Genomic DNA, 17,495 nt, shown 5'->3' with positions numbered 1-17,495 from the left:
TGCTCTCAAGTCGATTAAATCCGTATATTAGAAGCTATGCGAAAGTTAGTACCACTCATTTTAATCTTGTTTATGTCTCTTTCAGCTCTTGCCAAAGACGCTGAGACCAAAACATTTTTGGTACTATTCAAATCCAAAGAATTAAAAGCTCATCAAACCTCTTTAAAGGCCATTGAATCACAATTTTCTTCTTTCAACACTAAAACCTATTCTGGAAATTCTGAACTGGCTTTGCTGATAGAAATCCCATCTTGTGATTTCGACGAATGCTTTCTGGGAGACTTTTTGGTAACAACAGGCGATCAAGATATCAAACTTCAAGAAATCGCCTTTAGACTATTTGATATGACCGAGAATAAGAGAAATCTTCAGCTTTTACTCAGTGCTTATCAGAACAATCCTGATAAAAAGAAAATAGCCAAAGCAGACAAGCCTAGTAACCCGCGGCCTTAAGATGCTCTCTGTCATTCCCTTTCCTTAATACAAAAGTCCCATCACTCAATTGCTCAAAAAGATATAGGCATAAATTGCTATGTTCGAACTGATCCATATAGCGGAGATCGTAATTAAAAATCAAGCTTAGAAAAATCCTCATTGCTCTGCCATGCATGCAGACTAGAATAGTTTCTCCGGGGCCGTCCAAAATTTTCTGAATTCCTTTTCGCATTCTTTCAGCCACCACGTTTGGGCTTTCCCCTCCGGCTATCGCATAGTCAAGGTTTCCCATTTGCCACTGATGGAGCATATGCTTGTAGTATTCCCCTTCTTCCGGCGTCATAGGTGTGCCTTCATAATCTCCCCAAGAAATCTCATTCAATTCGGGAAGAGCGGTGGTCGGTATTCCCTTCGAAATAAATGACTCAATAGACTGCCTGGTTCGAATGAGGGCAGTATGGTAAACCTGATCAAAGGTTATATTTTGATAGGCTTCAAAAAATGCTTTTGCCTGAGCCCTCCCAGTCTCATTTATAGGAGCATCAATCCCACTTCCCTGCACTACTCCTCTAAGGTTAAAATCAGTCTGACCGTGGCGAACTAAGTAAATTTTTTTTCGATTCAAGATTCTCTATTTTTGTCCCAAGCCCAAAGAAAAACAAATCCCTTCAAAATACATGGTGTTTATTTCAAAGCCTAGTCTGGACCAACTCAATAACCCGAGAATTCACACGATGGTTGATCACATTGGTATTGAATTTACCGCCATTGGGGATGATTTTTTGGAAGCTTCAATGCCTGTAGATCATCGAACCAAACAACCTATGGGCTTGTTACATGGAGGAGCAAACGTAGTCCTTGCTGAAACGCTGGGTTCTGTAGCTTCTTCCTTGACAATTGATTTGAAAAAACAAAGCTGTGTTGGCTTAGAAATAAATGCTAACCACCTCAAATCGGTCAAAGAAGGAAAAGTGATCGGTATAGCAAAACCGATTCATCTAGGCAGAACAACACAGGTTTGGGAGATAAAAATCCATAATGAAGCGGGAGCACTTTGCTGCATCAGCCGCATTACCATGGCTATTTTGGATAAGAAATGATCGAAACTGTTACCACTACTTCATTTTCTGTTGCCGAAGCTTTGGCAGCCTTCCTTCATACAGGCTTTCAGTCCGGAGGCTCATTTGCCTTATGGAGAAAACCTAAATCTTCAAAACTTGAATTCGTCCTGGATGAGTTGGACGGAGTAAGAAAAGTAGGAATGAACCTGGAAGAATTACCGGCAGGATTCATCATCCACCCATTTGAAGATCAGGAAAATAAGCAGGCCTATTTTATCAATGCTTCCAATTACTTGAGCATTGATTTAACCAGTGATCTTAAAGAGGCAGATTTACCTCAGTGGATCCAAGCTCCGAAAAATATTGAGTATAAAAGTTTGCTAAAAAAGGCAGGACCTGAGCAAAACTCCGAGGACATCTCTCAAAAAATTCATGATGGAGACTCCAGGGAGCATTTCCTAGCCTTAGTAGAGCAAAGTATTTCTGAAATCGAGAAAGGGAATTTGGAGAAAGTAGTTCCTGCGCGAACCAAGCACTTAGACCTTCCTGAGGAATTTGACCTGGCAAAAGCGATCAAAAGTATGTTGGAGTCCTACCCCAACTCCTTTGTCAACTTTTTCCATATTCCACAAGTGGGCACCTGGATGGGAGCTAGTCCTGAAGTATTGATAGAAACTCAGGGAGATTATTTTCATACCATGTCGCTTGCAGGAACACAGGCAGCTAAAGGAGATAACCCTTTGAAATCTGTAGCATGGACTCAAAAGGAAATCGAAGAGCAAGCATTGGTCAGTAGGTATATTGTGGATTGCTTTAAAAAAATCCGTCTGAGAGAGTATGAGGAGCATGGGCCTAAAACTGTCATGGCTGGCAATCTATTGCATTTGCGCTCAGATTTCAAGGTAAATATGAAGGCAACAAACTTCCCTCAATTGGGATCTGTGATGCTGGATTTATTACACCCTACCTCAGCAGTTTGTGGAATGCCAAGAAAAGAAGCACATGAATTTCTAAAAGCCAATGAAGGCTTTGACAGATCTTTTTTTGCCGGTTTTTTGGGACCAGTCAATATAGACAATACTACCTCGATTTATGTCAATTTGCGTACGGCTTCTTTTCAAGAGGGAAAAGTGACCCTTTATGCAGGGGCAGGAGTAACAGAAGACTCCGATCCGGAAAAAGAATGGGAAGAAACAGAGATGAAGTGCGAGATCATAGGTAAGTTCATTCAAAAATCAATCGCTTGATTATTCAGTCTATTTTAGAATTGGTGGCCATTTGTGCCAAAAAAGGAGTTAAAAATGTCATTTTATCTCCAGGCTCGCGATGCGCTCCGCTTACACTGGCTTTTGCAAGACATCCTGAGATTCATACAAGAACAATCTCTGATGAAAGATCTGCAGCCTTCATAGCTCTAGGAATGGCCCAACAGCTGAATCAACCTGTGGCTTTGGTATGCACCTCTGGCTCTGCCGCCCTAAACTACTATCCAGCAATTGCTGAGGCTTTTTTTCAGCAAATCCCTCTCCTTGTATTAACAGCTGATCGCCCACCTGAATGGATAGATCAGTGGGATGGACAGACCATTTTTCAGCAGGAAGTCTATGGGAAACATATTAAAAAGAGCTTCCAATTTCCTGACTCATTCGGGGATAAAGAACAATCCTGGTACGCAGCAAGGATGGTAAATGAAGCAATTAATACTGCCAATCATTTCCCAAAGGGTCCTGTTCACATCAACATTCCCCTTAGAGAACCTTTCTATCCTTCAGAAAATGAATCCTTTGACTTTCCAGAGCATCCTTATCAAACAGAGATCAGTAAAGGCACTTTGCATTTGGGAGAAGAAAGCCTTAAAAAGATAAACTCCAAGCTCCAGTCAATACGGAAAATTTTGATTGTTCCCGGCCAACAAAAACCGGATGAAAAAATCGGAGAACTTTTGAAATCACTTTCCAAAAGTAAGAAGGCGATTATTGTCACAGACACTATCTCCAACCTACAATCTGAGGAAAGTATCAATTTTCATGACCATTGGATTGGAAATCAGGGTGTGGCCAAAGAACTGGAACCTGACTTAATTTTAAGCTTCGGCAAATCAATAATTTCTAAATCTTTGAAGTTATTCCTGAGAAATTCAAAGGCCGAGCACTGGCATATCCAAGAAAATGCAGAAGCCAAAGACACCTTTCAAAGTCTAAGAAAAATATTGGCCTGTTCTCCTATGTTCTTTTTGAATTGGCTCAACTCCAACCTCCCTGTTCAGGATGAAACTTATTACAATAGCTGGAGGGGCTTAGAAAATAGTCTTCTTGAAAATCTTGACGATATTCTAGACCAAAGTCAATTTGGAGAGTACAAAGCCTTACATCAGGTTTTGAAATATGTGCCTAACCTTTCGAAAGTTCACGTTGCCAACTCTATGGCTGTTCGATATGTGAATTTTCTAGGGAAAAGAGAACAGGAAATAATCTGTAATCGAGGTACCAGTGGCATAGATGGATCCTCCAGTACAGCAGTTGGATGCACATTTACGACCAAACTTCCTGTCACTTTGATTACGGGAGACTTAGCGTTTTTCTATGATAGAAATGCTTTTTGGCACAATTACTCCATGGCTAATTTAAGAATTATCCTCCTTAATAATCACGCGGGGGGAATTTTCAGATTAATTGAAGGACCCGCTAATCAACCAGAATTACAGGAGTACTTTGAAACCAAGCAAAAGTTGAATGCAAAAAGCCTTGCCAATGAGTTTGGTTTCACTTATTTCTCAGCCAAAAATGAAGCAGAACTGGATTTTGCTCTCAAAGAATTTTATGATTCTGGGGTCCATCCAAAAATCTTGGAAATTGAGAGTCAAAGTCCTCTAAATGCCGAAATCCTAAAAAGTATCAAGGAGAAAGTGAAGTCTATACTTCCTTCAGCTTAAAAGCCATCATGATTGCAAACAGCAATAAGCCTGCAAAAACCAGCAACATCCCGTCAGGGCCTAGAAAAGCCGATAATGAACCCAATCCGGCCGCGATTAAAGTGGCAATTCCAATCAGGGTATTAGACAAGGAAACGTAAAGAGGACGCTCTTCTTTGGGTGCAAAATCTACCAAATAGGTTTTTCGACTAAGTCTAGCTCCGCCGTAAATCATCACATGAAGCAAAAATAAAACTGCAAATGTATAAATCGATTGATACTCATCCGGCCAATACTGGAAACTCACCATTGCCAAAATATTCAGCATAGCTAAAAAGGCTACCAGCATCATCATTTTTCTACTTGACTTGTCTGCAAACCTTCCCCAAAAAGGAGAGGAAATAATTGCCCCAATTCCAGCAGCTAATACCATGAACCCTAAGTTTTTTACTTCAGGTCCCAATTCTTTCTGGGCAATGACTACAAAAAATGGCTGAGCTAAAGGAACCGCCATTAATAAGCCACGTGCAATGATAAAATTTAGTAAGTTTTTATCCTCAGATAAGATGCTCCAGCCTTTTTTCAATTCTTTGATAGGAGTTCTACCTCCCTCTGTTGCTCCTTTTTCTTCATAAATCCCGGCAAAGAATCCAGCTGAAATAAACCAGAAGCAGCCCCCAGCCAAAACCAGCCAAAATAGGTAATCAATAGATTTGTTTTCACCATTTTGAAAATAAAGAAACAAACCACACGCTGCTGTAAAAACACCACCCATACTGGCTCTGTAAGCCAATAACTGTCCTCGTTTACCTTTATCAATGGTTTTGGCCAGAACATCTTTGAAACTGATACTGGCGATTCCACTGGCGAAACTGAAAAGGGTCAATAAGGATAAAATCCACACTCCCGCTGCTAACCCTTCAGTTGATTGGACCACCCAAGCCATCGCCAAAAGACAAAGCCCTTGAAAAAAGGCAGGAATTGCCCAAAACCATTTTCTTCTGGAAAAGGCACGGATTTTGGCAGAAACAAAAAGTTGAGGCAAAAGAGAACCTGCATCCTTGATGGGTACCAATGCTCCTACCAAAGCAGGCGGAACAGATAAGGAGGAAAATATCCAAGGAAGTGTAGTGCCTGGAGAAACCAATTGGTTGGCTAATTTGGAAAAGCCTCCACTCGCAACATTCTTTAAAAAATTTCCAGGAACCTCCTTACAGGCTTTTTCAGAGATCGTTTCGCAGGCTCGTTCTTCTCCTTCATCTGTAATGAAACTATATACCTTTTCTGAGATTTCCTGAGCCATAAAAATTAAGTTACTATTAAATAAAGAGAAAAACTCGGCTATTGTTTGCTCTCAGCAAAGGAAAGTGGACCGGGAGTCTTGCTTCCCCCGATCTTTTGAATCCAATAAATCATTAATCCTAATTGCCCTATTTCAGCCAAGGTCAAAGGAATCAGCCCTAAGAATGCACCTATGCCTGAGAAAATCAGGATTCCCGCGACCAAAGTAAGTGCACCTATTAAGACAGGAATATTTGAATATTGGTTTTTATAAGCCAAATAGCCAATCCCCATAAAAGAGTAGCAAAAACCAAAGGAACTTACTTTCACGATATAGTAATCAGCAATTTCAAAAAGTGATGTAAATAAAGCCAGTAAATCCGCGATAAACCAAAGTCCAGAAACAGCCAACATGGTCCATAAAGCAAAATTCAGGAAATCATTTTTATAGAAATTGAGGAGCCTAATCCAGCCATAAATAAATAGTGCATAGCCTATAAAACTGATGGATTTTGCGAGGACAAAGCCAATCATTTTGAAGGAATAATTACCCGTGACATATTCCCCTTCCATACTTATCTCGAAAATAGATGCAAAGAAGTATAAAATTCCAGCCGCAAAACCTGCGTAGAGAATCCATGGAGTTTTGCTCTCATTAAAGGACTCCGAAATAGCACTTATTTCGAAATCAAGTGCTTCAAATAAAGCTTTGATCGTATATGATCTTGGAGTGACTTCACCCGCTTCTATTCTCTGAATGGTTCGCACATTCAGATTACATTTCTCGACCAACTCTTCCTGAGTTAATCCTTTTGCCTTTCTCAACTGGGAGATTTTCTTGCCTAATTCTGGTTGCTTCATTGTGAATTGTATTTTTGATTGAACCATGGCAATTTCTACAGTTGAGGGTTAAAAGAGGACGAAATAAACTCGGATTTCAGCCGACATTTACCCGACATTTATCATTTTAGATCTAAAATAGCTGATTTAGGAATTTTTCAATTCAAAGCAAAGGCAAAATTCTACCCAAAGCAGGATTTCGATTTTCTGGCTTCCAAATCACTGATAGCTCCGTGAATTGCGAAATATTCGGGATTTCCATAAATCTAACTTTCAACTCATACCCTGCTTTCAGGGAAGTGGGAACGATCGCTATCCCTAGTCCATTTTCAACCAGTTTAAATATGGTCAAAGCATGGACGGACTTATGCCTGATTTTTGGGAAAAAGCCAGCATCTCTACAAATCCCCATGATTTGATCATAGTAATAGCGACTGTAATCACTGGAGAATAGGATAAAAGGCTCATCAGAAAACTGAGCCAAAGACAAGAAATCAGAATTATGAATAGCATGACTTTCCGGGACAACAAGTGAAAAAGAATCCCTTAGAATGACCTTTTTTTCCAACCCATCAGGTACTGATTCAATTCTGACAAAACCCAGGTCCAATCGATCCCGCTCTACCATTTCCACTTGAACCCCATTGCTCAACTCTTCCAAACTCGTGGTGATTCCAGGCTCTTTTTTATTTAGCTTTTGCAATAATTCCGGTAAAACCTGATTGGATGCAGACCCTAAGAAGCCTATCCTCAACTCCCCTATTTTCCCAGATGAAATTGCTTTCATTTGAGTCTGTGTGGTTTGTAAATGGTTGAGAATAAAATCCACTTCACTTTTAAAATATTCACCGGCGGCTGTCAATGCTACATGCTTCTGGTCTCGCTCAAATAATTGAACTTCCAATAACTCTTCCAATTGCTTGATCTGTCTACTCAAACCGGGTTGAGATATAAATAGTCTAGAAGCTGCTTTTCTATAATTCAGCTCCTCCGCAACTGCCTGAAAATAGTGCAAATGTCTTAATTCCATTGATGCTTATAAGTTATCACTTGTTGATAATAATAGTATCAAAAAGCATCAATAAAACCAAGTACCTTTGGTAAAGAATTAAACCCAGCACTATGAGAAGCTTCAATTACGGAAAAGATCATTTAACAGCCTCCATAGCATTAGGACTTGCTAGAAAAGAGATCAAAGGTCAATTTTTGCCTGAGGTTAAGCATAAAATAGAAGAATCTGCATCAGCAGTATCAAAAATTGCTCAAGGTGAAAAGGCAGTATATGGGATCAACACAGGTTTTGGTCCACTTTGCACCAGTAAAATTTCTTCTCAGGACACGACAACCTTACAGGAAAATCTATTAAAAAGCCATGCTGTTGGCCTTGGAAAGCCCGTAGATTTAGAAATTTCCAAGCTAATGACGGTTTTGAAAATTCATGCATTAGCGCAGGGATTCTCAGGTATTAGATGGGAAACCATAGAAAGGATTTACTGGATGCTGGAACAGGAAATTATCCCCTTGGTTCCTATTCAGGGTTCAGTTGGAGCATCTGGAGATTTAGCACCACTGTCACATTTGTTTCTCCCACTTTTAGGATTAGGAAAAGTATCATACAGAGGAGAAATAATTTCTTCAGAAGAGGCACTCAAGTTATTTGGAAAAAGGCCTTTGAAACTAGGACCCAAAGAAGGCCTAGCTTTAATCAATGGAACACAGTTTATGGCTGCTCATGGAGTAAAAATTGTTGAAAGGCTTCATAATTTATTAACTCATGCTAGTATCACAGGGGCCATGATGGTAGAAGGCCTGATGGGATCCATCAAACCTTTTTCACCAGAACTCCACAGTTTAAGACCTTTTGCAGGAAATCAACATGTGGCAGCCACGATTTTAAACCTGCTTCGAGACTCGGAAATCGTCAGTTCACATACAGATTGTGCGAGAGTACAAGATCCCTATTCCTTGCGATGCATGCCCCAAGTGCATGGAGCGAGTTGGAATGCATGGCTTCATGTCAAAGAAACGTTGGAAATAGAAATTAATTCAGTTACAGACAATCCCATTGTTTTTGATGAGAACCATACGATTTCAGGCGGTAATTTTCATGGCCAACCCATTGCATTGGCCTTGGATTATGCCTGTTTAGCAGCTTCTGAACTAGGAAACATAGCTGACAGAAGAATTTACCTATCCATTGAAGGAGATACCCCGGGGGTTCCAAAGCTATTGTTGAAAGAAACAGGTCTGAATTCCGGATTGATGATACCTCAATACACCACAGCAGCTTTGGCCTCCGAAAATAAGGGCTTATGTTTTCCTGCATCAGCAGATTCTATTCCCACCTCTTTGGGACAGGAAGATCATGTAAGCATGGGAAGTATAGGAGGAAGAAAAGCTATCAGAGTCATTGAGAACGTTGAAAAAATTATCGGAATTGAGCTTTTTTATGCTGCTCAGGCGATGGATTATCATGCGCCTTTGCAATCTGGCAAGATAATGACTGCCATCTATAATCATGTCAGAAGCAAAATAGAACCAGTTGTTCAAGACCGAATTCTTTACGAAGATATGGAAGAGGCAATTCGACTGATTCAAAGCGGGGAATTGCTTAAATTGGCTTATTCGACCGCAAGCCACGAAGGCTTGGAGTTCGACACCCAGTGGAGTTATCTATTCACTTTCTAGAAACCAAGCACTATGAAAGACAAGAAATTAATAGGCCCTATTACCCAGCTCCTGAGCATGGATCAACTTCCCTTGAAAGGAGCTCTTAAAGATTCCCAATTATCCACGCTCAAGCATGCCGGGATTTTAGTAGACGGAGATAAAATCGTAGAGATTGGCGATTTTGAGGTTCTCAGAAAAAAAATCGATCTCCAGGAGGTTCGAAGAATTGACCTGTCAGAAAATTATGTGGCTCTTCCCGGAATGATAGATTGTCATACCCACATTTGCTTTGCAGGATCAAGAGCTAAAGATTTTGCTTTAAGAAATTCTGGTAAAAGTTATCTGGAAATAGCAGAAGCTGGTGGTGGCATTTGGGACACGGTAACCCAAACCAGAAAAATGTCTGGTAGTGAACTTGCAAAAATTACTGCCGCAAGAGCTGACCAATTACTTGAAAATGGAATCACTACGATTGAGGTAAAAAGTGGCTATGGACTTTCGGTTTTGGAAGAAATCAAAATTTTAACGTCCATCCATAATGCAAATAGAAAGACAAAAGCAGACCTCATTGCCACCTGTCTTGCCGCACATCTTCTACCAAAGGATTTTGAAGGAGATGAAACTGCTTACCTGGATTGGATGATCCAAAAATTACTACCGATTATTTACAAGGAAGGCTTAAGCAAGCGAGTGGATATTTTTATCGAAAAGTCTGCTTTTTCAAAGGAACAAGCTCTTGTTTATTTAAAAAAGTCCAGGGAAATAGGATTTCAAATTACAGTTCATGCCGATCAATTTACTTCAGGAGGCTCAGAAGTAGCGGTAAAAATGCAAGCTCTTTCGGCTGATCATCTAGAAGCCTCCTCGGAAGAAGATTTGAAAAGACTAGCCAAATCCGATACGATTGGAGTTGCCTTACCCGGAGCATCTATTGGACTGGGCTGTCCTTTCACACCTGCCAGAAAATTACTAGACATGGGAGGTTCCTTAGCAATAGCCTCTGATTGGAATCCAGGTTCAGCACCCATGGGTGATTTGCTTACTCAAGCCTCAATTTTAGCCACTTTTGAAAAGTTAAGCACAGCCGAAGTGTTCGCTGGAATCACTTTCAGAGCTGCCGCAGCCCTAGGTTTATCAGACAGAGGTAAACTTGCTTCAAATCATATGGCTGATTTCGTTCTTTTTCCAACAAATGATTACCGAGATATTTTGTATCAACAAGGAACCTTAAAACCTGCTCAAGTGTGGAAATCAGGTATCAAAGTATTTGATATTAAAAAGAAGTATAAGGGTTAGTGTTAATTGGTTATTTGTCACTTCGCTATTCGACATTCATGATTCGGTGTTTAATATTATTTGGTATTTAAGTAATTGAACATTGGTAAAATTCTACCCTTCGAATTTCTAAAATCGTAAATCGTAAATCGAACATGTCTTTCAAAGATCAAATCATACAAGGAATCCCAGCATCTCTTCCCCCGAAAAATCTAAGGAACCCGGAAATTTCGCATGCTCCCAAACGTAAAGAAATTCTTTCTCCCGAAGAAAAGAAATTGGCTCTCATCAATGCGCTTCGCTACTTCCCAAAGGCATGGCATCGAGAATTAGCAGAGGAGTTTGCAGAAGAATTGACCAAGTATGGTCGGATTTATATGTATCGATTTATGCCGGAATATAGAATGTATGCGAGGGCTATTTCTGAATACCCGGGCAAATCCGAAAAGGCCAAAGCAATCATGCTGATGATTCAAAACAATTTGGACCCTGCGGTTGCACAGCACCCTGAAGAATTGATTACATACGGAGGAAATGGTGCAGTTTTCCAAAACTGGGCACAGTACCTATTGACCATGAAGTACCTTGCTGAAATGACTGAGGAACAGACACTGCATATGTATTCCGGCCACCCCATGGGACTGTTTCCTTCCTCCCCCCAAGCACCAAGAGTAATTGTCACAAACGGGATGATGATACCCAATTATTCTAAACCAGATGATTGGGAAAAACACAATGCCCTGGGAGTGACTCAATATGGACAGATGACAGCAGGATCTTACATGTATATCGGGCCACAGGGCATCGTTCATGGTACCACCATCACGGTCATGAATGCTTTTCGGAAGAAACTGGGTAGCAGTATCAGTCCCAAAGGAAAAATATTTTTGACAGCTGGTTTGGGAGGAATGAGTGGAGCACAACCCAAAGCAGGAAATATTGCAGGCTGTATCACTATTTGTGCTGAGATAAACCCTTCTGCTGCAAAAAAAAGGCATGAACAAGGTTGGGTGGACGAGTTGATTACTGACATGGATCAATTGATCCAACGCGTGCAAAAGGCCAAAAAACAGGAAGAGGTGGTTTCTATTGCCTTCTTGGGAAATATCGTGGATGTATGGGAAAGATTTGATGAAGAAAACATTTTTGTGGAATTGGGCTCTGATCAGACATCCTTGCACAACCCTTGGGCAGGTGGATACTATCCAGTCGGGCTCAGTTTCGATGAGTCCAACCTACTGATGGCTGAAAACCCTGAAGCTTTTAAAGAAAAAGTTCAAGAGTCACTGCGGAGACAGGCCGCGGCGATCAATCGACATACTGCTAAAGGAACTTACTTTTTTGATTATGGGAATGCTTTTTTATTGGAAGCCTCCAGAGCTGGAGCAGCTGTCATGGCAGAAAATGAAATTGACTTTCGCTACCCAAGTTATGTTCAGGACATTTTAGGCCCTATGTGTTTTGATTATGGCTTTGGTCCATTTAGATGGGTTTGTACTTCAGGCAAGCCGGAAGACTTAAGAAAAACAGATCAAATCGCTGCACAAGTATTGAAAGAAATTATGAAAGGGTCTCCCGCTTCTATTCAGCAACAAATGCAGGATAACATCACCTGGATAGAAGAGGCTGAAAAGAACAGGCTGGTAGTGGGGTCTCAGGCTAGAATTTTATATGCCGATGCGGAAGGAAGAGCCAAAATTGCAGCCGCATTCAATGATGCAATTGCAAATGGTGAAATTTCTGCTCCCATTGTGCTGGGCAGAGACCATCATGATGTGAGCGGTACAGATTCTCCTTACAGAGAAACAAGCAATATCTACGATGGAAGCAAGTTTACTTCAGATATGGCGATTCATAATGTGATAGGAGACAGTTTTAGGGGTGCTACTTGGGTGTCTATCCATAATGGTGGTGGTGTAGGCTGGGGAGAAGTGATGAATGGAGGTTTTGGGATGGTTTTGGATGGAAGCAAGCAGGCTGAAATAAATTTGAAATCTATGCTATTCTACGATGTCAACAATGGAATTGCAAGAAGAGCCTGGGCTAGGAATAGTGGTTCTTTGGAGGCTATCCAACGAGAAATGGATAGAACCCCGAATTTAAAAGTGACTTTGCCAAATTTGGTGGATGAAGATATACTGAAAGGCTTGAGCTAAATAGACATGAGTTTTCTCAAAGGCTGACACCAATCAGTCTTCTTCAAATACCTCTTCTAATTTCAATTCGAATCCCGGTAAAACAGTAGAAGTAACCTTCTGCCCTGAGGTATAAAGTCGGGAGGGCTGATAGCTTCCATTGACCAATACATTGATTTGGAGGGTATTTTCCGATGGATGAATGATCCAATATTCTTTGACCCCAAACTCCTGGTAAAGTTCGTACTTATTTTGGAGTTCTACCTTGCTATTTCTTGGAGAAAGAATTTCCACGATCAAGTCAGGGGCTCCAAAACATCCCTTGTCATCCAACTTGGAAGGATCACAAATAACAGAGATATCCGGTTGGATTACCGAGTCAATTTTATTGTAATCTGGATCCTTTGACAACCTGACATCAAAAGGTGCCGCGTAAACTTTGCACTGATGTCCTTTTAAAAATTCGTGCAATGCGACCGAAACCTTCATCGAAACAGCTTGATGCCTTCTGTTTGGAGCTGCAGCTTTGGAAAAGATTTTACCCTTGATCAACTCCACTATTTCCTCATAATCCCATTTAAGATAATCGGCATAGGTATAGCCTGAAAAAGAGGCATCTGGCTCTTTGAATGAAGCCAAGTCAATATTTTCTTTTTGAGGAATTCTATATTCTTTCATCGGTTTATATTTTGATTTTTAGAGGTCAGATAGCTTGTCCCGAACTTGATTCGGGAGAATCTTCGCATTGATTCCCCGATACATCGGGGCGTCTCTCTGTGTGTCGCTTGCGTCGTGCTCGATTTCATCTTTTCGGACTCGCTTTAGCTTAAAAATTATACCTAATTTAGTAAAAACCTGCTAAAATTCTATGAGCCTACACCTGAACCCGAACCCGGAAAATTGGACTGGAAGAAAATCTGATGTGCCTGAATATTGGCATCAAAACGTCCAATGCATTCCAAACCTTCACTATTCTGAGGAGGAAGGAAGAAAAGTTGGAATTCTCGGCTATCCCGGAGAGGAAGGGGTCAAACGGAATCAGGGCCGACCAGGAACGAAAGAAGCTCCGGATCATATTCGAAAGTATTTGGGAGGGATTGCCTATCACTTACCGGATTCATGCAAAATTTACGATTATGGTGATATCCAAACTCGTGGAACTGACTTAGAGAGTACTCAAACCAAAATTTCAGAAACTATTCAGGCATTATTGAGAAACAAACATCTTCCCGTCCTTTTGGGAGGAGGTCATGATTTAGCATTTGCCCATGGGATGGGTATTTTGAATCATTTACAACTCAAAGGAGAGAAATTAGGAATTATCAACTTGGACGCACATTTTGATCTCAGACCATTAGCAAATGGAAAAGGACACTCTGGCTCTCCATTTTATCAATTGGCTCAGGAATTTCCTATGAATTTTCATTATCTGGCACTCGGAATTCAAAGAGCAGCCAATCCTAAGTCTCTCTTCGAACAAGCTCAAAAACTAGACACTAAATACATTGTAATGGAGCAGTTTAGGCTTCGCAACTGGGAATATATCCAAGAGCAGATATTATGGTTTTTGGATTCAGTTAACAAAGTTTATTTAACCATTGACTTGGATGGCTTCTCCTCCGCATTTGCACCTGGTGTTTCTGCTCCTTCACCCATGGGATTTAGTCCTCAGATTGCTTTCCGGGTTTTTGAATTAATCGCCATGAGTAAGAAACTTCTAGCTATGGATGTGGTGGAGCTAAATCCCAGGTTTGATCAGGATCATGCAACAACCCGACTTGCCGCACGATGTATAGAGTATGTATTGAGGAAAAACTTTGAGAAATAGTAGTGGGAAATAAAACTAATGCTGAGCCAAATCCAATCATAGAGGATTTTCCCAAAGACACTTATGCGGCTAGCTTAGTATCATCAAACTGTATGTAGAAGGTAGTTCCCTTTGAACTTTTCACTTTCATTTCACCATTGATTTGTCTGGTTAATGTTCGGACTAACCTCAAACCTAATGTAGGGGATTTTTCAATATTTAAGTCTTTTTTGAGCCCAACTCCGGTATCACTGACTATCAGTTCATATTTGCCTGAACTCAGGTGCTTGAGCTTAATTTCAATGATCCCGCTATCTAAATTTGTAAAGGCATATTTCAAGGCATTACTCAGGAGTTCATTTGTAATCAGGCCCAAGGGCACTGCTGTATCAATATCCAGATCAATATTTTCGCTGACTATAATCACTTCAATTCTTTTTTCAGAGCGGTAAGTTTGTGTTAAAAAGTCGCTTAATTGCCTGAAATATTCCTTCATATTGATCGCTGAGAGACTATCATATTGATAGAGCTTTTCATGGATCAGAGCCATTGTTTTAACCCTACTTTGACTTTCCTTCATGGCATCTATCATTTTATGATCACTCATGCCTCTGCTTTGCATATTGAGCAAACTTGAAATGATTTGTAAATTATTTTTTACACGGTGATGTATTTCTTTGAGGAGTAACTCCCTTTCCTCACTTTGCTGTTTGATTTTTTCATTTTTCACCATCAAAAGCTCATTGGATTTTTGCTTGGATCTTGCCCTATAATAGAAAATAAAAGCCACTAAAAGTATAATTCCCACTCCACCCAAAGCCAAATAAATCTGTGCCTGCTGACGCTCAGATTTGAGATTCTGGATCTCTCTTTCTTGTTGCAAAACTTCTATTTCCTGATCTTTTTGCTCAGTATCAAATGCTGTTTGAATTTCTGCAAGTTGTCTAATCCTTGTTTCATTTAACAAACTATCATTGAATATTGAGTAATTCACATGAGCTTCATAAGCCTTTTTAAAATCACCTTTTTTCTCGTAAAGGTTAGATAAAGCATAATATACGGCCCTCAACCCACTTGGCTGCCCAAAACTTTTTCTCAGATCCAATGCCAGATTCAGGTATTTCTCTCCTAACTCAAACTCACCTTCTTTGGCATAGGAAGTTCCCAGGTTATGATAGATTGTAGCCCTTTCACGACTTTCTTCGGATTTCATTTCCTTAAGTGCCATTTCGAAATCCCGAATAGCTTCCCGATATTTTTCTTGTCGAAAATTAGATCGCCCTTTTAAAATCAATCCTCTTGTTAGTCCTTCTGAGCTTTGGTTCTTCCTGAAATATTCAAGCCCTTTATCAGCATAAAAACTCACCGAGTCAAACTGGGAAATATCTAAAAAATAATCAGCCATCTCATAGTCAAACTCAGCCACATACAGCAAATTATTGGTCTCTTCGGCTAGCTTCCTTCCTCTGTTTACAGCAATTCTCCAATTATTCCAGTCATTTGACCTTTCATAAATGTGGGCTAAATACAAGAGTCCTGCATTGATTTGCTTATGATTTTCCGACCTCTCTGATATCCTGATTCCTTTTAACACGTTGTTCAAAGCGCTATCCAGATTCCCAAGATTCATATGAATATTTCCCCGGTTATAATGCAAGTTAGTCCACCTATCTGCTGTCTCGGGAGTATTCGTTTTCAAAACTGAATCAGCCTGATTCAAAAAATTAAGCGCTTGTGAATAATCGCCCTTATAGCTGTAAGCCAGGCCCAAATTTTCAAGAGCTACAGCAACTCCAGATGTATCCCCCAATTGATTAAACATAGGAATCGCCTCCAAATAACTTGAAATGGCACCCGCATAATCGTTCTGCCGTTCCTTTATAATCCCCAAATTCATCGCCATACCTACAGCATCCTTTTCCTTGCCGGAAAGAGAATAGTTGGATAAAGCAATTTCAAAACCTTTTTTCGCCGCTTCTAAATCACCCCGATAAAATTCAAGGTTTCCTAAGTAATGATGTAAAGGTCCTAAATACATTGGCTCAGATTTGACCTCTGAGTGATTGCTCAAATCATAGAAAAAAGAAAAAATAGAATTGGATAGAGTCTTGGAACCCTTTTGGTACAAAATCCTAATTAAAGTCAGGGCGTCTTTGGATTTTTCCTCCTGAATTGAGGAGACAATGGCTTCAGTATAAATATTAAGGGAGTCCCTCTCCCATCTTTCCACCTCCTCTTGTGCTAGTAGAGAGGAATATGAAATAAAAAAAATACTGATGAAAAATAGTAGACAGCGATACATCTTAAAACTAAATCCTATTGGAATTTAAACACCATCTAACTTAATAAATAATTTAAAACAAGTAAAATAAAAATGCAGTCATTCACCATTTGACCTTGTTGTTATCTCAACTTGAAATGGATGGGAAGTTGAAAATTAACCCCAACAGGTATCCCGTTTTGAGAAGCAGGTATCCAGTTAGGCATTTTTTTCACTAATCTGATTGCTTCTTTTTCTAATGAAGTAAAGTTCGCATTCTTAACTTTTGGATTATGAATTTCCCCCTCCTCATCAATGTAGAATTCTACCAGAACCACGCCCTCTTTTCCCATTCTTTTTGCAGTTTTAGGATAAACCAAGTTCATCTTCAAAAATTCTCTTAAACTTTCATTCCCTCCATCATAGGTAGGGATGCTTTCTGTCATTTTTATCATGACTATGGTTTCTTCCGAATCATTGAGTGCTAAAACCTCCTGAGCTTGAAGAGTTTGCGTCACAAAAAAAAGAAGGGCTCCAGCGGATAGAAATTTAAAGGTTTTCATGTTGCAGTTAAGTTTTATTTAAATGAAACTAGCTAGAAACCTATTGCAATCTCCCGGCACTGGGAGCAAAAGACAAGAAATGTTGATAAACGAACCTAAATCGTAAAAGTCCGAGAAGCTTTATCTGCATGGATAAAATTTCATATCGATGCGGAATGTTAAACGAAGACGAAAAGAATAATAGGAATTTGTAATTTAAACCCGGATTATGCATTAGAATCTGTAGTGAGAGGTCAAACCGCAATAAAATCAAGTAT

Annotated in this window: 15 protein-coding genes; 8 read left to right on the top strand and 7 right to left on the bottom strand. The window is 40.0% G+C overall.

What is annotated here, in order from left to right; all coding sequences use genetic code 11:
- Positions 1–72: 72 nt before the first annotated feature.
- On the top strand, positions 73–453 hold the full coding sequence (locus FL972_RS03075; RefSeq protein WP_144603464.1) for a hypothetical protein: 381 nt from the start codon (positions 73–75) through the stop codon (positions 451–453).
- On the opposite strand, the gene FL972_RS03070 is transcribed toward FL972_RS03075, so the two are convergent.
- Positions 434–1,060, bottom strand: a complete 627-nt coding sequence (locus FL972_RS03070) for a histidine phosphatase family protein (RefSeq protein ID WP_144603461.1) — start codon at positions 1,058–1,060, stop codon at positions 434–436. The genes FL972_RS03075 and FL972_RS03070 overlap by 20 nt on opposite strands.
- Before the next feature lie 52 nt (positions 1,061–1,112).
- Here FL972_RS03070 and FL972_RS03065 point away from each other — a divergent pair, with 52 nt between their 5' ends.
- From FL972_RS03065 to menD, 3 genes are read left to right on the top strand one after another with little or no spacing between them, the layout of a single operon-like run.
- Positions 1,113–1,535, top strand: coding sequence for a hotdog fold thioesterase (locus tag FL972_RS03065; protein ID WP_144603459.1), 423 nt, complete (start codon positions 1,113–1,115; stop codon positions 1,533–1,535).
- Positions 1,532–2,743, top strand: coding sequence for a chorismate-binding protein (locus FL972_RS03060; protein ID WP_144603457.1), 1,212 nt, complete (start codon positions 1,532–1,534; stop codon positions 2,741–2,743). Before FL972_RS03065 ends, FL972_RS03060 begins: the two co-directional genes overlap by 4 nt.
- Positions 2,740–4,428, top strand: coding sequence for a 2-succinyl-5-enolpyruvyl-6-hydroxy-3-cyclohexene-1-carboxylic-acid synthase (gene menD, locus FL972_RS03055; RefSeq protein ID WP_144603455.1), 1,689 nt, complete (start codon positions 2,740–2,742; stop codon positions 4,426–4,428). The genes FL972_RS03060 and menD overlap by 4 nt, the downstream gene beginning before the upstream one ends.
- Here the strand turns inward: menD and FL972_RS03050 are convergent.
- The 3 genes from FL972_RS03050 to FL972_RS03040 form a co-directional block, all read right to left on the bottom strand.
- The gene (locus FL972_RS03050) at positions 4,409–5,710 is read right to left on the bottom strand and encodes an MFS transporter (protein WP_144603453.1); all 1,302 of its coding nucleotides are present in this window, start codon (positions 5,708–5,710) and stop codon (positions 4,409–4,411) included. The two genes, menD and FL972_RS03050, sit on opposite strands and share 20 nt — an antisense overlap.
- Positions 5,711–5,748: 38 nt before the next feature.
- Positions 5,749–6,549, bottom strand: a complete 801-nt coding sequence (locus tag FL972_RS03045; protein ID WP_144603450.1) for a helix-turn-helix domain-containing protein — start codon at positions 6,547–6,549, stop codon at positions 5,749–5,751.
- 142 nt (positions 6,550–6,691) lie between these two features.
- Positions 6,692–7,558, bottom strand: coding sequence for a LysR family transcriptional regulator (locus FL972_RS03040; RefSeq protein WP_144603448.1), 867 nt, complete (start codon positions 7,556–7,558; stop codon positions 6,692–6,694).
- A gap of 92 nt (positions 7,559–7,650) precedes the next feature.
- Between FL972_RS03040 and hutH the strand changes: the two genes are divergently transcribed.
- From hutH to FL972_RS03025, 3 genes are all read left to right on the top strand, one after another.
- A complete protein-coding gene (hutH, locus tag FL972_RS03035) occupies positions 7,651–9,216 on the top strand; it encodes a histidine ammonia-lyase (protein WP_144603446.1) in 1,566 nt (521 codons plus the stop codon).
- Between the two features lie 12 nt (positions 9,217–9,228).
- The gene (gene hutI / locus FL972_RS03030; protein WP_144603444.1) at positions 9,229–10,494 is read left to right on the top strand and encodes an imidazolonepropionase; all 1,266 of its coding nucleotides are present in this window, start codon (positions 9,229–9,231) and stop codon (positions 10,492–10,494) included.
- Positions 10,495–10,628: 134 nt separating this feature from the next.
- Complete coding sequence (locus FL972_RS03025; protein ID WP_144603441.1) at positions 10,629–12,629, top strand: urocanate hydratase; 2,001 nt, start codon at positions 10,629–10,631, stop codon at positions 12,627–12,629.
- A 33-nt stretch (positions 12,630–12,662) separates the two neighbouring features.
- Here the strand turns inward: FL972_RS03025 and FL972_RS03020 are convergent, their stop codons facing one another.
- Complete coding sequence (locus tag FL972_RS03020) at positions 12,663–13,286, bottom strand: Uma2 family endonuclease (RefSeq protein ID WP_144603440.1); 624 nt, start codon at positions 13,284–13,286, stop codon at positions 12,663–12,665.
- A 190-nt stretch (positions 13,287–13,476) separates the two neighbouring features.
- On the opposite strand from FL972_RS03020, the gene hutG reads away from it, so the two are divergent.
- Entirely contained in the window at positions 13,477–14,436 is a 960-nt protein-coding gene (hutG, locus tag FL972_RS03015; protein ID WP_144603438.1) for a formimidoylglutamase, read from the top strand.
- A 61-nt stretch (positions 14,437–14,497) separates the two neighbouring features.
- Here hutG and FL972_RS03010 read toward each other — a convergent pair whose 3' ends face one another.
- Both FL972_RS03010 and FL972_RS03005 read right to left on the bottom strand, forming a co-directional pair.
- Positions 14,498–16,453: a tetratricopeptide repeat-containing sensor histidine kinase gene (locus tag FL972_RS03010; protein ID WP_186299976.1), complete on the bottom strand. Its 1,956-nt coding sequence runs from the start codon at positions 16,451–16,453 to the stop codon at positions 14,498–14,500.
- Between the two features lie 365 nt (positions 16,454–16,818).
- Positions 16,819–17,238 (bottom strand): energy transducer TonB, encoded by a 420-nt coding sequence (locus FL972_RS03005; protein ID WP_144603433.1) that lies wholly within the window; start codon positions 17,236–17,238, stop codon positions 16,819–16,821.
- Positions 17,239–17,495 lie beyond the last annotated feature (257 nt).

This window comes from Algoriphagus algorifonticola (assembly GCF_007655305.1).
Classification (GTDB): domain Bacteria; phylum Bacteroidota; class Bacteroidia; order Cytophagales; family Cyclobacteriaceae; genus Algoriphagus; species Algoriphagus algorifonticola.
The sequence above is the reverse complement of the archived record's forward strand: the minus strand, read 5'-3'. Positions and strand labels throughout refer to the sequence as shown.

What these genes read in the sequence shown, in the direction of transcription:
- FL972_RS03075 (WP_144603464.1), top strand. Translation starts at nt 73, where the DNA reads ATGTCTCTTTCAGCTCTTGCCAAAGACGCTGAGACCAAAACATTTTTG.
- FL972_RS03065 (WP_144603459.1), top strand. Translation starts at nt 1,113, where the DNA reads ATGGTGTTTATTTCAAAGCCTAGTCTGGACCAACTCAATAACCCGAGA.
- FL972_RS03060 (WP_144603457.1), top strand. Translation starts at nt 1,532, where the DNA reads ATGATCGAAACTGTTACCACTACTTCATTTTCTGTTGCCGAAGCTTTG.
- FL972_RS03050 (WP_144603453.1), bottom strand. Translation starts at nt 5,710, where the DNA reads ATGGCTCAGGAAATCTCAGAAAAGGTATATAGTTTCATTACAGATGAA.
- FL972_RS03045 (WP_144603450.1), bottom strand. Translation starts at nt 6,549, where the DNA reads ATGAAGCAACCAGAATTAGGCAAGAAAATCTCCCAGTTGAGAAAGGCA.
- FL972_RS03040 (WP_144603448.1), bottom strand. Translation starts at nt 7,558, where the DNA reads ATGGAATTAAGACATTTGCACTATTTTCAGGCAGTTGCGGAGGAGCTG.
- hutH (WP_144603446.1), top strand. Translation starts at nt 7,651, where the DNA reads ATGAGAAGCTTCAATTACGGAAAAGATCATTTAACAGCCTCCATAGCA.
- hutI (WP_144603444.1), top strand. Translation starts at nt 9,229, where the DNA reads ATGAAAGACAAGAAATTAATAGGCCCTATTACCCAGCTCCTGAGCATG.
- FL972_RS03025 (WP_144603441.1), top strand. Translation starts at nt 10,629, where the DNA reads ATGTCTTTCAAAGATCAAATCATACAAGGAATCCCAGCATCTCTTCCC.
- FL972_RS03020 (WP_144603440.1), bottom strand. Translation starts at nt 13,286, where the DNA reads ATGAAAGAATATAGAATTCCTCAAAAAGAAAATATTGACTTGGCTTCA.
- hutG (WP_144603438.1), top strand. Translation starts at nt 13,477, where the DNA reads ATGAGCCTACACCTGAACCCGAACCCGGAAAATTGGACTGGAAGAAAA.
- FL972_RS03010 (WP_186299976.1), bottom strand. Translation starts at nt 16,453, where the DNA reads ATGTATTTAGGACCTTTACATCATTACTTAGGAAACCTTGAATTTTAT.
- FL972_RS03005 (WP_144603433.1), bottom strand. Translation starts at nt 17,238, where the DNA reads ATGAAAACCTTTAAATTTCTATCCGCTGGAGCCCTTCTTTTTTTTGTG.